The organism is Agrobacterium sp. CCNWLW155 (assembly GCF_036888815.1).
Lineage (GTDB): Bacteria > Pseudomonadota > Alphaproteobacteria > Rhizobiales > Rhizobiaceae > Agrobacterium > Agrobacterium radiobacter.
Window position 1 is genome coordinate 529,663 of the sequence record NZ_JBAKFW010000001.1, and the last position, 14,849, is coordinate 544,511.

The window sequence follows — 14,849 nt, forward strand, 5'->3', positions numbered from 1 at the left end:
TGCCGCTCATGCCACAGTTCGAAACGCATCGCCTTGTCAAACACTCGCCCGACCGCATGTACGACCTCGTCGCCGATGTGGAGAAATATCCGCAGTTTCTTCCCCTTTGCGAGGCGCTCACCGTCCGCTCGCGCAAGGAACGCGACGGCAAGATGCTGCTGGTGGCTGACATGACGGTGGGTTACAAGGCCATTCGTGAGACCTTCACCACCCAGGTGCTGCTGAACCCTGCGGAGCGCGCCATCGATGTGAAATATATCGACGGACCATTCAAATATCTCGAAAATCGCTGGCGTTTTGAGGCCTCGGACGAGGGCGGCTCAGCCATTCATTTCTTCATTGACTATGAATTCAAGAACCGACTGCTCGGCGCGGTCATGGGGTCGATGTTCGACCGGGCGTTCCGCATGTTCGCGGAAGCCTTCGAGACCCGCGCCGACAAGATTTATGCTGACCCGGCCTGACTAAGTGCAGTCAGCATTTCGAGCGCTGTCTTAACCGTCGCAAGACGGATTTCGGTGCGACCAATGTCGCCGTAATGCATCTCTTTGTGCAGGCTCTGGCCATTGCGCGCCTTGGCCGCCAGATGCACCAATCCCACCGGTTTTTCCGAAGAGCCGCCACTCGGGCCTGCAATGCCGGTTACAGCCACGGCAAAATCCGCCCGTGAACGGAACAGGGCGCCATGCGCCATCTGCCGCGCCGTCTGCCGGGAGACCGCGCCGAAATTCGCCAGTGTCTCGACGCCAACTCCCAGCATGTCCATCTTGGCTTCATTGGTATAGGTAACGAAACCACGGTCCACGACGGCGGAGGAGCCGGCAATCTCTGTCAGCGCGCCGGCGATCAGGCCGCCCGTGCAGCTCTCAGCTGTCGAGACCATGAAACCGCGGGCGGTGAAATCGGTGATGATTCGCCGCGCCAGTTCTTCTATGTCAGCGGGAAAAAGGCTCATAGCGGTCTGCCCCGGTAGACGACGGTAGCGGTGGCTATCGCCGCGATGCCCTCACGACGGCCGACGAAGCCAATCGTCTCGTTGGTTGTCGCTTTCACCGAGCAGCGCTCCAGCGCGATGCCGAGCATGTCCGAAAGCGCTTCCCGCATGGCCTGGCGGTGCGGACCGATGCGTGGCGCTTCGGCGATCAGCGAAACGTCGGCATTCATGATCGTGCCGCCATTGTCACGCACCACCTTGGCCGCGTGTTCGAGGAAGATACGGGAGGCCGCACCCTTCCATTGCGGATCCGAGGGCGGGAAATGGTCGCCGATATCGCCGGCGCCGCAGGTGGCGAGCAGCGCATCGGTCAGCGCATGCAGCGCCACATCGGCATCCGAATGACCTTTCAGTCTCTGGTCATGCTCGATGAAGATGCCGCAGAGGGTGACGCCATCCCCGGCCTCCAGCTGATGCACGTCGTAACCATTGCCGGTGCGCACGTCGGGCAATCCGTGAGAAAGCTTTTCATCGGCCATGGCGATATCCCGCTTGAGAGTGAGTTTTACGTTGTCGACCGAACCTTCGGTCAGCGTCACCGTCAGCCCGGCCCATTCGGCGATGGATGCGTCATCGGTGAAATCCGTTTTGCCGGAAGCAGCAGCAGCGCGATGCGCGCGAAGAATATCACCGTAATTGAAGCTCTGCGGTGTCTGCGCCGCATAAAGACCCTGCCGGGAAACTGTCTGTACGACGAGGTCGTCAGAGCCGCGCTTCAGTGTATCGGTGACGGGCAGGGCAGGCAGAACGCCGGTGGCGCCAGCCTGATGCAGGGCGATGATGCGTTCCAGCATGTCCACGGCGACGAAAGGCCGCACGGCGTCATGGATCATAACATGCGTCAGCTCTTCCGAGGCGAGCGCCTCCAGCCCGGCCAGCACCGATTGCTGGCGCGTCGCGCCGCCTGTTACGGTGACAATCCGCTCACCCGCATCCAGTCGCTGCAGGATTGGTGACAGCAGTGCTTTATCGTCGGCATGGCTGACGACCACGATGGGGGAGGCGCCATTCCAGCCGAGGAACGTCGCCAATGTATGCTCGATCACGGCCCTTCCGCCGATCGGGCGATATTGCTTCGGCCCTTCCTGTGGCGAGCCTGCCCTTTCACCGCGTCCCGCGGCGACGATGACGATGCCGAGTTTCATAGTACTTTCCTGCATTGGTCATATGCTTTGCGCGCAACCCTTAGCGGTTGACAGTCCTGCTCTAGCGTTTCAAAACCCGGATGGCCAGCCTGATAAGACGCGCATTCGCCCCTGCATGACGCAGGATCGATCGTCATTGGCCTTTGAACCTGCACAAATTGCTGCCGACAGCAAAACAGGCAGGCAGTCGCCCAGCAAATAAAAGGTGCAACCCTCTAAAAGTGCTTGGCAACCGCGCAAACACTGTCTAAAAATAATGCAAATAACCCTTCTGCATGAAAGATCATCAATTGCATCTTCCGGAGTTGTCAGAACCGTTCAGCATCGGCTCAGTTACGATCCGTAATCGTGCCGTGCTGGCGCCCATGTCGGGCGTGACGGATTTGCCGTTTCGGCAGCTTGCCTGGCGTTATGGTGCGGGTCTCGTCGTGACGGAGATGGTCGCAAGCCGCGAGCTCGTCGCTAACAGGGGGGAATCCTGGGCGCGGCTGAAAAATGCCGGCATGGTTCCGCATATGGTGCAGCTTGCCGGGCGTGAGGCGCATTTCATGGCCGAGGCGGCGAAGATCGCGGCCGATAACGGCGCCGGCATCATCGATATCAATATGGGATGCCCGGCCAAGAAGGTAACGGGCGGTTATTCCGGCTCGGCGCTGATGCGCGATCCCGATCATGCGCTCTCGCTGATCGAGGCGACGGTCAATGCGGTCGACGTGCCTGTGACGCTGAAGATGCGGCTCGGCTGGGACGAAAACACCATCAATGCGCCTGATATCGCCCGCCGCGCCGAGGCGGCAGGTGTTCAGCTCATCACCATTCACGGGCGCACCCGCATGCAGTTTTACGAGGGACGAGCGGACTGGAACGCCATCCGCGCCGTGCGCGAGGTGATTTCCGTCCCTCTCATCGCCAATGGAGATGTGGAGACGGCCGAAGATGCGCGCGAAATCTTGCGCCGTTCGGGTGCGGATGCCGTCATGGTCGGGCGCGGCGCACAGGGACAACCCTGGCTGCCGGCAGTGCTCGCCGGACATGCAGCGCCGCACCGCGACGATATTCCCGCCATTGCCATCGAGCATTACGAAATGATGCTGGAATTTTACGGAATGGAAGCCGGTCTCCGGCATGCCCGCAAACATCTGGGCTGGTATCTCGACCGTTTCGCGCCAGAGATCGCCACGCCAGACAAGGCTCAAATCATGACATCGCGTGACACGGTGGAGGTGGCCGATCTGCTGCGCTCCGCACTTTGCGCAAATGCGGGCGAAGACGCCGCAAGGAAGGCCGCATGAGCGCTGACAAACACAGCCCGGCAGATGCAAACCCGCTCGCCATGGCGGTTCTGAACGCGGTGCAGAACCCCGTCATTCTGGTGGATGCCGAAGGTTTCATTGCATTCGCCAATTGGGAAGCCGAAGCCTTTTTCGGAGCAAGCGCCTCCCATCTTGCCCGCTACCGCGTTTCCACATTCATTCCCTTCGGCAGCCCGCTTCTGGCGTTGATCGATCAGGTGCGGGAGCGCCGCGCGCCGGTCAATGAATATCGCGTCGATCTGAGTTCGCCACGGCTTGGACAGGACAAGCTCGTCGATCTCTATGTGGCGCCCGTTGTCAGCGAGCCGGGTTCGGTTGTCGTCGTCTTTCAGGAGCGGTCGATGGCGGACAAGATCGACCGGCAATTGACCCATCGCGCGGCTGCCCGTTCCGTCACCGGCCTTGCCTCGATGCTCGCGCATGAGATCAAGAACCCGCTGTCAGGCATTCGCGGCGCTGCCCAGCTTCTGGAGACATCGGTTGCCGATGAGGACCGGGCGCTGACGCGGCTGATCTGCGATGAGACTGACCGCATCGTTTCGCTGGTCGACCGCATGGAGGTGTTTTCCGACGAGCGGCCGGTGGATCGCGTACCGGTCAACATCCATTCCGTGCTCGATCATGTGAAGGCAATCGCCAAGGCCGGTTTTGCCCGCAACATCAAGATTTCCGAGAACTATGACCCGTCGCTGCCGCCGGTCTATGCCAATCGCGACCAGCTGGTTCAGGTCTTCCTCAATCTGGTGAAGAATGCGGCGGAAGCCGTGGGCAACCAGTCGGATGGCGAGATATTGCTGACCACCGCCTACCGTCCCGGCATGCGGCTTTCCGTCGCCGGCAGCCGCGAGCGCATCTCGCTGCCGCTCGAATTCTGCGTGCATGACAATGGCCCGGGCGTTCCGGCCGATCTGCTGCCGCATCTCTTCGACCCCTTCATCACCACCAAGACGAATGGTTCGGGCCTGGGCCTGGCGCTTGTCGCCAAACTCATCGGCGCCCATGGCGGCATTGTCGAATGCGACAGCCAGAACCATCGCACGACTTTCCGCGTATTGATGCCCGTCTCTCCGGAAGTGGCGCTCGACGACATCACCTTGCCGAACACGACAGGAAATGACCTATGACAGCTACGATCCTCGTCGCCGATGATGATGCCGCAATCCGCACCGTTCTGAACCAGGCGCTGAGCCGCGCCGGTTACGACGTGCGCATCACCTCCAACGCCGCAACGCTCTGGCGCTGGGTTTCGGCGGGCGAGGGCGATCTTGTCGTGACCGATGTCGTGATGCCGGATGAAAACGCCTTCGACCTTCTGCCGCGCATCAAGAAGGCCCGTCCGGATCTGCCGGTTCTCGTCATGAGCGCGCAGAACACCTTCATGACCGCCATCAAGGCCTCGGAAAAAGGCGCTTACGACTATCTGCCGAAGCCCTTCGACCTGACGGAACTGATCGCGATCATCGGCCGCGCCCTGTCTGAGCCGAAGCGCAAGCCGGCCAAGCTTGATGACGACATGCAGGACGGCATGCCGCTCGTTGGCCGTTCCGCGGCGATGCAGGAAATCTACCGCGTTCTCGCCCGCCTGATGCAGACCGACCTGACGCTGATGATCACCGGCGAATCCGGCACCGGCAAGGAGCTGGTGGCGCGGGCGCTGCATGATTACGGCAAGCGCCGCAATGGTCCCTTCGTCGCCATCAACATGGCGGCAATCCCGCGCGATCTGATCGAATCCGAACTGTTCGGCCATGAGAAGGGCGCCTTCACCGGCGCGCAGAACCGCTCGACCGGCCGTTTCGAACAGGCCGAGGGTGGCACGCTGTTCCTCGATGAAATCGGCGACATGCCGATGGACGCCCAGACGCGCCTGCTGCGCGTCTTGCAGCAGGGTGAATATACGACCGTCGGCGGACGCACGCCGATCCGCACCGATGTCCGCATCGTCGCCGCCACCAACAAGGATTTGAAGCAGTCGATCAATCAGGGTCTCTTCCGCGAAGACCTCTATTATCGCCTGAACGTCGTGCCGCTGCGCCTGCCGCCGCTGCGCGACCGTGCCGAGGATATTCCCGATCTCGTGCGCCATTTCATCCAGCAGGGTGAAAAGGAAGGGTTGGAAGGCAAGCGTTTCGAGACCGAGGCGCTGGAGGTCATGAAGGCCTATGCCTGGCCGGGCAACGTGCGCGAGCTGGAAAACCTGATCCGCCGGCTGATGGCGCTTTATCCGCAGGAAGTCATCACCCGCGAGATCATCGAGCAGGAATTGCAGTCGGATGTCCCGGACAGCCCGCTCGACAAGATGGCGGTCCGTACCGGCTCGCTCACCATTTCGCAGGCGGTCGAGGAAAACATGCGGGATTATTTCGCAAGCTTCGGCGATGGCCTGCCGCCGCCGGGTCTTTACGACCGCGTGCTGCGCGAACTGGAATATCCGCTGATTCTCGCCGCCTTGACGGCGACACGCGGCAACCAGATCAAGGCTGCTGATCTTCTTGGCCTCAACCGCAATACGCTACGCAAGAAAATCCGCGAGCTTGGAGTTTCCGTGTATCGCAGCTCCCGCCCCAGCTGAGAATGTTGACAAGGCCGCATCTGTCGTTGCATTTTCGCCACATTGTGTTGCTTGGAAAACACTAGGAGGGAGAGAGATTCGTCGAACTGCGGTGAATCTTGCCTGACTTCAGGAATGTGGTGCTGGCTGGCCAGCGATTGGGAGTAGTTGATGCGGAAACCCGCCGCCGAAAACGCCGTTGCTGACGAAGCAGCGGGCATGGTGGTTGCCGATCGCAGGATGTCTTTCGCTCTGCCGGGGCTGGTGCTCGCCGGCGTCGCCCTCGTCTGCGCCATCATTACCCTCTTCGTGCTGCTCGGCGTGACCCCGATTGCGCCGACATCCAACGTCGTCATCGCTTCCGTCGTCATCAATTCTATCTTCGTGATCGGCCTGATCTTTCTGATCGGCCGCGAAATCAACCGCCTGCTAAAAGCTCGGAAAAAGGGCAGGGCGGCAGCGCGTCTGCACGTGCGCATCGTCGTGCTTTTCTCCATCGTGGCGATCACGCCCGCCGTGCTTGTCGCCATCTTCGCCAGCCTGACGCTGAATGTCGGTCTCGACCGCTGGTTTTCGCTGCGCACGCAGTCGATCGTCGATTCCTCCAGCAACATCGCCCAGGCCTATATGATGGAAAATGCCGGTTATCTTCAGGGCCAGACCCTGTCGATGGCCACCGATCTCGACCGCAACCGCGCGCTTTTTTATCTAGACCGCACCGGCTTCGTTGATCTCATGACCCGTCAGGCCAAGGGACGCGGCCTGCTTGGCGCGTTTCTGGTGCAGGAAGACGGCGACGCCGTCGCGCAGGCCGATATCAAGACGGAAAAACCGCTTCCCGCCATTCCGCATGACGCGCTTGAAAAGGCCGCCGCCGGTCAGCCGACGCTGATCCCGCCTGGCATCACCAACCTCGTTGGCGCGATTATCAAGCTCGAAGGCATTAGCGGAACCTTCCTTTACACGGTACGCGCCGTCGATCCCAAGGTCATGGGCGCAATGCGGCTGATGGAAGAGAACCGCGCCGAATACAAGGCGATGGAGGCAGGCCGTGCGCCGCTGCAGATCGCCTTTGCGATCCTCTATCTCGGTTTTGCGCTGATCGTGCTTCTGGCGGCGATCTGGACGGCGATCGCGGTCGCCGACCGTATCGTGCGCCCGATCCGGCTTCTCATCAGCGCCGCAGACAGTGTCGCCACCGGCAACATGCATGTGCTGGTGCCCGTTCGCGCCGTTGATGGCGACGTCGGGCGTCTGTCGCGCACCTTCAACAAGATGGTCTCGGAACTGCGCAGCCAGCAGGAGCAGATCATCGAGGCGAAAGACGATATCGACGATCGTCGCCGCTTCATCGAGGCGGTGCTGTCGGGCGTTACAGCCGCCGTCATCGGCGTTGACGAGAACCGCAAGATCACCATCGTCAATCCTTCGGCAGAAGAATTCGTGGCGCTTTCTTCCGACCAGTTGATCGGTGCGCAACTGTCGGAAATTGCGCCTGAAATCGAAGAGGTCGTGACCGAGGCCAACACCTGGTCGCGCGGCAACTTCCGCAAGCAGATCAATATCATGCGGCGCGGCAAGGAGCGTACCCTCAATGTGCAGGTGACCCGCGAGGACGCCCGCGACAGCCGCGACAGCTACGTCATCACGCTCGACGACATCACCGATCTCGTCATCGCCCAACGCTCCACCGCATGGTCGGACGTCGCGCGGCGCATCGCCCACGAGATCAAGAACCCGCTGACGCCGATCCAGCTTTCTGCCGAGCGCATCAAGCGCCGTTTCGGCAAGCAGATCGATGAGAGCGACCGCGCCATTTTCGACCAGTGTACGGACACCATCGTCCGGCAGGTCGGTGATATCGGCCGGATGGTGGATGAATTCTCCGCTTTTGCGCGTATGCCCAAACCGACGAAGGAAAAATCGGACCTGCGTTCGATTTTGAAGGACGCGGCGTTCCTGCGCGAAATCAGCGCCGCCGACACGAAGTTCTCAACGGAGCTGGGCGACATTCCCCTGGAGGGCATGTTCGATGCCCGCATGCTGGGACAGGCGTTCGGCAATCTCATCAAGAATGCGACGGAAGCCATCGAGGCGGTGGAAGGCGAAAAGCGTCCGGGTAAAATCCTGGTGCGCGCCTCCTTCGACGAGGCCAATTCCCGTTTCGTGGCTGACATCATCGACAATGGCCGCGGCCTTCCCGTCGAGAACCGTCACCGCATTCTCGAACCCTATATGACGATGCGGGACAAGGGCACAGGCCTCGGCCTCGCCATCGTCAAGAAAATCATCGAAGAACATGGCGGGTATCTGGAGCTCCATGATGCCCCGGCCGAATTCGACCATGGCCATGGCGCCATGATCCGAGTGCTGCTGCCCTATATCGAGGCGGTCGGCAGCGAAAATAACAAGGAAGCAGCATATGGCGTCTGATATTCTGGTCGTGGATGACGAGGCGGACATTCGCGAAATCGTAGCGGGCATTCTTTCCGACGAGGGACACGAGACCCGCATGGCGTTCGACAGCGACAGCGCGCTGGCCGCCATTTCGGAACGGGTGCCGCGCCTGATCTTTCTCGATATCTGGATGCAGGGTTCGAAGCTCGACGGTCTGGCGCTGCTGGACGAAATCAAGAGCCGCCATCCCGAAATTCCTGTCGTCATGATTTCCGGTCACGGCAATATCGAAACCGCCGTCAACGCCATCAAGCGTGGCGCTTTCGACTTTATCGAAAAGCCGTTCAAAGCCGACCGGCTGATCCTGATCGCCGAGCGGGCGCTGGAAAACTCCAAGCTGAAGCGCGAGGTTCAGGAACTCAAGAAACGCACCGGTGACGCGGTTGAACTCGTCGGTGCGTCACTTGCCGTGTCGCAGCTTCGCCAGACCATTGACAGGGTGGCTCCCACCAACAGCCGCATCATGATCCTTGGCCCCTCCGGTTCCGGCAAGGAACTGGTGGCGCGCATGGTGCACAAGAAATCCTCGCGCGCTACAGGACCTTTCGTGGCGCTCAATGCCGCGACGATCACGCCCGACCGCATGGAAATCGCGCTTTTCGGCACGGAAGGCCTGCCCGGACAGCCACGCAAGGTAGGCGCCTTGGAAGAAGCCCATCGCGGCGTTCTTTATCTCGATGAAGTCGGCGAAATGCCACGCGAAACGCAGAACAAGATCCTGCGCGTGCTGGTCGACCAGCAATTCGAGCGTGTCGGCGGCGGCAAGCGGGTGAAGGTGGATGTGCGCATCATTTCCTCGACCGCCCACCATCTCGAAAGCCTGATCGCCGAAGGCCAATTCCGCGAGGATCTTTACCACCGTCTCGCCGTGGTGCCGGTGAAGGTGCCGGCGCTTTCCGAGCGCCGCGAAGATATCCCCTTCCTCGTCGACATGTTCATGCGGCAGATTTCCGAACAGGCTGGCATCCGTCCGCGCAAGATCGGGGATGACGCCATGGCCGTTCTCCAGACCCATGACTGGCCGGGCAACATCCGCCAGCTCCGCAACAATATCGAGCGGCTGATGATTCTGGCACGTCCCGAAGGCGGCGAAGCGCCGATCTCGGCCGACATGCTGCCGGCGGATATTGGCGACATGCTGCCGAAGATTTCGGCGCAGGGCGATCAGCACATCATGACCCTGCCGCTGCGCGAAGCGCGTGAAATGTTCGAGCGGGACTACCTGATGGCCCAGATCAACCGCTTCGGCGGCAATATTTCGCGCACGGCGGAATTTGTCGGCATGGAACGGTCGGCGCTGCATCGCAAACTGAAATCTCTCGGCGTATAAGGAATCTAGGCGCTTTGCCGTAACCGATTATTCCGTCAGAGAGACAGCATGAAAGTCATCATTTGCGGCGCAGGGCAGGTGGGTTACGGCATCGCCGAACAATTGTCGCGGGAGGATAATGAGGTATCGGTCATCGATACCGCTGCGCCGCTTATTACCGCCATAACCGAGACGCTGGACGTGCGCGGTTATGTCGGCCATGGCGCCCATCCCGACATGCTGGCCAAGGCCGGTGCCGACCAGGCCGACATGATCATCGCCGTTACGCTGCATGACGAGATCAATATCGTCGCCTGTGAGGTGGCGCATGCGCTCTTCAGCGTGCCGACCAAGATCGCCCGCATCCGCGACCAGAGCTATCTGAAGCCGGAATATGCCGATCTCTTCAGCCGCGAGAACATGTCCATCGATGTGACGATTTCTCCGGAAGTCGAAGTCGGCAAGATGGTGCTGCGGCGTATCGCTTTTCCGGGCGCAACCGACGTTGTGCGGTTCGCGGAAGATACGATCTACATGCTGGCCATCGAGTGCATGGAAGATTGCCCTGTCATCAACACACCGCTGCAGCAACTCTCCAGCCTCTTTCCCGACCTTATCGCCACAGTGGTTGGCGTTTACCGGGATGGTATTCTGAAGGTGGCGCATTCTTCGGAACAGTTGCGGGTGGGCGACCTTGCCTATGTCATCTGCCAGCGCCAGCACGCCCGCCGTACCTTAAGCCTCTTCGGTCACGAGGAGCAGGAAGCGCAGCGCATCGTGATTGCGGGCGCCGGTAATATCGGCCATTTCGTCGCGCACAAGATCGAGGAGATGCAGCCGAAGACGCGGGTGAAGATCATCGAGTCGGACCGCGACAGGGCGGTTGCCGCATCTGAGCAGTTGAGCCACACCATCGTCATGCATGGTTCGGCGCTCGATCAGAAAATCCTGATGCAGGCCGATATTCAGGACGCCGACCTGATTGTAACGCTCACCAACAATGACCAGACCAATATTCTGGCCGCCGTCATTGCAAAGCAGCTCGGCTGCAAATCGAATCTGGCGCTCTTGAACAGCACGTCATTCCACGATGTCGCCCGTTCTCTGGGGCTCGATGCCTATATCAACCCCAGGGCCGTGACGATCTCCCGTGTGCTTCAGCACGTGCGCAAGGGTCGCATCCGCTCCGTCTACGCCGTCCAACGCGGTTCGGCGGAGGTAATCGAGGCGGAGGCGCTGGAGACATCGCCGCTGGTCGGCCAATCCTTCCGCGACATCGATATGCCCGAAGGCGTGCGCATCGGCGCGATCTATCGCGACGGTGTGGTGATCCGTCCTGACGGCAGCACGAAAATCAAGGCGAAGGACCGTGTCGTGCTCTTTGCATCCGCCGATGCGGTGCGCGACGTGGAACAACTTTTCCGTGTTTCGATACAATATTTTTGACTGTCCCGAATCGAAAATGCGGGTCAATACTCGTACCCGTCAGGCTGTTTTGACCGTTGCGGAACGGAACATGATTTGATACCAGAGTTTGAGGTCAGCCAAGCGGGGGACAAGACTTGGCCGACTTATTATTGATTGATTATTTTCCGGTATCCCTGCCGGCAAAAAAGAAAGAAGCGGCGCTATGGCGGAACGTTCTCAAAACCTTCAGGATCTCTTCCTCAATACCGTTCGTAAGCAGAAGATTTCGCTCACGATTTTCCTGATCAACGGCGTCAAGCTGACGGGCGTTGTCACCTCCTTCGACAATTTCTGCGTGCTTTTGCGCCGTGACGGTCATTCGCAGCTGGTCTACAAGCATGCGATCTCCACCATCATGCCCGGCCAGCCGATGCAGATGTTCGAAAGCGAAGAAGGCGCGGCCTGATCGGCTCCCTCGACGGATATTCGATATAGACTGACCCGGACCGGGAACATTTCCCGTTCCGTCAGGTTAATTCCCATGGCCGCCCGCGCGGATGCGGTCGGCCGCAATCTTCTTTCTGGATAAGGCTGAGCCCATTTCGACGCGCGACACTTCGAACGAATCGATCATTCCGGAGCAGGAAAAGCGCCGCGACGACATGCGCGCGGTTGTCCTCGTGCCCGTCCTCAAGCAGCAGCGCGAAAATCGCGATGCGGCGGCAGGCCCCGTCGCTCCCGGCCGCTCCGTTGAAGCCAAGCTTGAGGAAGCCAAGGGTCTGGCGCTCGCCATCGATCTGGAGGTGACGCAGGGTCTCATCGTTTCGGTGAACCAGCCGCGCCCGGCGACATTGTTCGGTACCGGCAAGATCGAGGAAATTGGCCATCTGCTCGATGAGACGGATTCCGGCCTGGTGATCGTCGATCATCCGCTGACCCCGGTGCAGCAGCGAAATCTCGAAAAGCAGTGGAATGCCAAGGTTATCGACCGCACGGGTCTCATCCTTGAAATCTTCGGCCGCCGCGCCTCCACCAAGGAAGGCACGTTGCAGGTTGATCTCGCGCATCTGAACTACCAGAAGGGCCGCCTCGTCAGAAGCTGGACCCACCTTGAGCGCCAGCGCGGTGGTGCGGGCTTCATGGGTGGTCCGGGTGAAACTCAGATCGAGGCCGATAGACGATTGCTGCAGGATCGCATCGTAAAGCTCGAAAAGGAGCTGGAGCAGGTGGTGCGCACCCGCCAGCTTCACCGCGCCAAGCGCCGCAAGGTGCCGCATCCGATCGTGGCGCTGGTCGGTTACACCAATGCCGGTAAATCCACGCTGTTCAACCGCATCACCGGCGCGGGCGTTCTGGCGGAGGACATGCTGTTCGCGACGCTCGACCCGACATTGCGCCGGATGAAGCTGCCGCATGGCCGCACTGTCATCCTTTCCGATACGGTCGGTTTTATTTCCGACCTGCCGACGCATCTCGTCGCCGCCTTCCGTGCAACGCTGGAAGAGGTGCTGGAAGCCGATCTCGTTCTGCATGTGCGCGACATGTCCGATCCGGATAATGCCGCACAGTCTGCGGATGTGCTACGTATTCTCGGCGATCTCGGCATTGACGAGAAGGAGGCCGAAAAGCGCATCATCGAGGTCTGGAACAAGGTCGACCGTCTCGAGCCGGAAGCGCATGACGCCATCATGCAGCGCGCCGAAGGCCGCTCGGATATTCGCGCCGTTTCGGCAATCACGGGTGAGGGCGTTGATGCCCTGATGGACGAGATTTCAAAGCGCCTCTCCGGTGTGCTGACGGAAACGACCGTCGTGCTTTCCGTTGAGCAGCTGTCGCTGATTTCCTGGGTCTACAGCAATTCCATCGTGGATGCCCGTGAAGACCATGAGGACGGATCGGTGGCGCTCGATGTGCGCCTGTCGGAAACGCAGGCCGCCGAGCTGGAGCGCAAGCTTGGTAAAGTGACCATCCGCGAACGCGAGGACTGGGAGCGCTGAGGGCTTCGAGAACGATGGCGGAGCTTCCCTCACGTCACCAGTCTCGGGAGCGCCGGGCGCTCCTATTTTTCGGGCATATCCGGTTGATTAGGACGAAACGGTATCGAGCGAGCGCTCGATGCGTTTTGCCGCCTGCCACAGGTCTTCCATCCGCTCAAGGCTCGCTTCTTCCAGCGTCTCGCCATTTTCGGTGAGCGACGTTTCGATGTGATTGAAACGCCTACGGAATTTCGTATTGGTGCCGCGCAGCGCATCTTCCGGATCGGCTTTGACATGCCGGCCAATATTGACGAGGGCAAAGATCAGATCGCCTAGTTCGTCCGAAACCTTCTCAGGCTTTCCATCCGCCAGCGCCTCACGCAGTTCGGCGATTTCCTCCTCGATCTTGTCGAGAATGGGAGCGGGATCTGACCAGTCGAAACCGGCGCGCGCGGCCTGTTCCTGCAGCTTCAGGGCCTCGGTGAGCGCCGGCTGGTTGCGCTGCACACCGCCTAGAAACCCGGCCTTGAAATCCTCGGTGATGCCCCGTCGCGCGCGGCGCTCAGCCCGCTCGCGCTTTTCCTCGGCCTTGATCCGGTCCCATTGCAGCTTGACGCTGTCAGGTGTATCGGCCTCGGAAACGGCAAAGACATGCGGATGGCGGCGGATCATCTTCGAGGTGACAGCCTCAACCACGTCGCCAAAGGCGAATTCACCCCGTTCCTCGGCAATGCGGGCGTGGAAAACCACCTGCAAGAGAAGGTCGCCCAGTTCCTCGCAAAGATCGTCCATGTCCTTGCGCTCGATGGCGTCGGCGACTTCATAAGCTTCTTCAATGGTATAGGGCTTGATCGTTTCGAAGGTTTGCACAACATCCCACGGGCAACCGGTTTCCGGCTGGCGCAGGGCTTCCATGATCTCGATCAGGCGGGAAATATCCTTCGAGGCTTCCATATGTCTCAAACCTTCGTTCTTCGCTTTTTTGCGCATTATCCTGACGGAAAACCGCCTGGAAGGGCTCTAATTCAACGGAATGTCGTTGCCGCTTTTTGACGACTGATAGCTGGTGGAAAGATCGTCATAGGCGGCCTTGATACGGGCCGTCTGCGCCTTCAGCGTGGTTTTCAGCGGATCGTCTTCGCCCTCCACCAGATCGGCGATGAAATACGAGTTCCAGAAGGCATTGTTTCGGCGATATCCGCCCGGCTCCAGCCCGAAAACCTCTTTCAGGATTTTCAGATCGTGCGGGATTGCGAAAGCGTCGCGTGAATCCTCATGGCTGAAAAAGGAATAGAAATTGTCGAAGCCGGCCCAGGTGATGGCGGACATGCACATGGTGCAGGGTTCGTGGGTGGAAAGAAAAATCAGGTCCTTGGTGTTCGGCTTTTCGCCCAGTTCGTAAAACCGCTTCAGCGTGTGCACTTCGCCATGCCAGAGCGGGTTTTCCAGTTCGTTATTGGTCTCCGCTATCACCAGCGACAGATCGGATTTGCGTAGGATAGCCGCACCGAAGACCTTGTTGCCGAGGCTGACGCCGCGCGCCGTCAAGGGCAGAATATCGTGTTCGATGACATCGAGAAGGCGGGCGGCGAGGGTGTGGCTGGTCAAGGGTCTGATCCTTCGTGCCGCCTCAAGGAAAAGCGGTCTTCGCATGGAGAAATCGACGGGTAATCGTTGCTCCTTGTTCGGCGCGGGTA

At 60.0% G+C, this 14,849-nt stretch carries 13 protein-coding genes; 9 read left to right on the forward strand and 4 right to left on the reverse strand.

Annotated features, from left to right (window positions below; all coding sequences use genetic code 11):
- Window positions 1-8 precede the first annotated feature (8 nt).
- Entirely contained in the window at window positions 9-464 is a 456-nt protein-coding gene (locus tag V6S97_RS02665) for a type II toxin-antitoxin system RatA family toxin (RefSeq protein WP_107675517.1), read from the forward strand.
- Here V6S97_RS02665 and V6S97_RS02670 read toward each other — a convergent pair.
- Entirely contained in the window at window positions 446-955 is a 510-nt protein-coding gene (locus tag V6S97_RS02670) for a CinA family protein (protein WP_334426035.1), read from the reverse strand. The two genes, V6S97_RS02665 and V6S97_RS02670, sit on opposite strands and share 19 nt — an antisense overlap.
- A complete protein-coding gene (locus V6S97_RS02675) occupies window positions 952-2,139 on the reverse strand; it encodes a bifunctional 2-C-methyl-D-erythritol 4-phosphate cytidylyltransferase/2-C-methyl-D-erythritol 2,4-cyclodiphosphate synthase (protein ID WP_112277791.1) in 1,188 nt (395 codons plus the stop codon). Before V6S97_RS02675 ends, V6S97_RS02670 begins: the two co-directional genes overlap by 4 nt.
- Window positions 2,140-2,414: 275 nt before the next feature.
- Between V6S97_RS02675 and dusB the strand changes: the two genes are divergently transcribed.
- The 8 genes from dusB (at window position 2,415) to hflX (ending at window position 13,173) form a co-directional block, all read left to right on the forward strand.
- Window positions 2,415-3,431 (forward strand): tRNA dihydrouridine synthase DusB, encoded by a 1,017-nt coding sequence (dusB, locus tag V6S97_RS02680; RefSeq protein ID WP_334426037.1) that lies wholly within the window; start codon window positions 2,415-2,417, stop codon window positions 3,429-3,431.
- Window positions 3,428-4,576, forward strand: a complete 1,149-nt coding sequence (locus V6S97_RS02685; RefSeq protein WP_003502622.1) for a two-component system sensor histidine kinase NtrB — start codon at window positions 3,428-3,430, stop codon at window positions 4,574-4,576. The genes dusB and V6S97_RS02685 overlap by 4 nt, the downstream gene beginning before the upstream one ends.
- Window positions 4,573-6,024, forward strand: coding sequence for a nitrogen regulation protein NR(I) (gene ntrC, locus V6S97_RS02690; RefSeq protein ID WP_020012463.1), 1,452 nt, complete (start codon window positions 4,573-4,575; stop codon window positions 6,022-6,024). Before V6S97_RS02685 ends, ntrC begins: the two co-directional genes overlap by 4 nt.
- A 150-nt stretch (window positions 6,025-6,174) precedes the next feature.
- Window positions 6,175-8,436, forward strand: a complete 2,262-nt coding sequence (locus V6S97_RS02695; protein WP_003502626.1) for a sensor histidine kinase NtrY-like — start codon at window positions 6,175-6,177, stop codon at window positions 8,434-8,436.
- Window positions 8,426-9,790: a nitrogen assimilation response regulator NtrX gene (ntrX, locus tag V6S97_RS02700; protein ID WP_003502628.1), complete on the forward strand. Its 1,365-nt coding sequence runs from the start codon at window positions 8,426-8,428 to the stop codon at window positions 9,788-9,790. The genes V6S97_RS02695 and ntrX overlap by 11 nt, the downstream gene beginning before the upstream one ends.
- A gap of 48 nt (window positions 9,791-9,838) precedes the next feature.
- A complete protein-coding gene (gene trkA, locus V6S97_RS02705) occupies window positions 9,839-11,215 on the forward strand; it encodes a Trk system potassium transporter TrkA (protein ID WP_003502654.1) in 1,377 nt (458 codons plus the stop codon).
- Window positions 11,216-11,399: 184 nt separating this feature from the next.
- Window positions 11,400-11,642 (forward strand): RNA chaperone Hfq, encoded by a 243-nt coding sequence (gene hfq, locus V6S97_RS02710; protein WP_003496145.1) that lies wholly within the window; start codon window positions 11,400-11,402, stop codon window positions 11,640-11,642.
- A 91-nt stretch (window positions 11,643-11,733) separates the two neighbouring features.
- A complete protein-coding gene (hflX, locus tag V6S97_RS02715) occupies window positions 11,734-13,173 on the forward strand; it encodes a GTPase HflX (RefSeq protein WP_170318977.1) in 1,440 nt (479 codons plus the stop codon).
- An 87-nt stretch (window positions 13,174-13,260) separates the two neighbouring features.
- On the opposite strand, the gene mazG is transcribed toward hflX, so the two are convergent.
- Together mazG and V6S97_RS02725 are read right to left on the reverse strand one after the other, a co-directional pair.
- Complete coding sequence (mazG, locus tag V6S97_RS02720) at window positions 13,261-14,106, reverse strand: nucleoside triphosphate pyrophosphohydrolase (RefSeq protein ID WP_099086119.1); 846 nt, start codon at window positions 14,104-14,106, stop codon at window positions 13,261-13,263.
- Window positions 14,107-14,172: 66 nt separating this feature from the next.
- Window positions 14,173-14,805, reverse strand: a complete 633-nt coding sequence (locus V6S97_RS02725; RefSeq protein WP_373427964.1) for a deaminase — start codon at window positions 14,803-14,805, stop codon at window positions 14,173-14,175.
- Window positions 14,806-14,849: the final 44 nt, after the last annotated feature.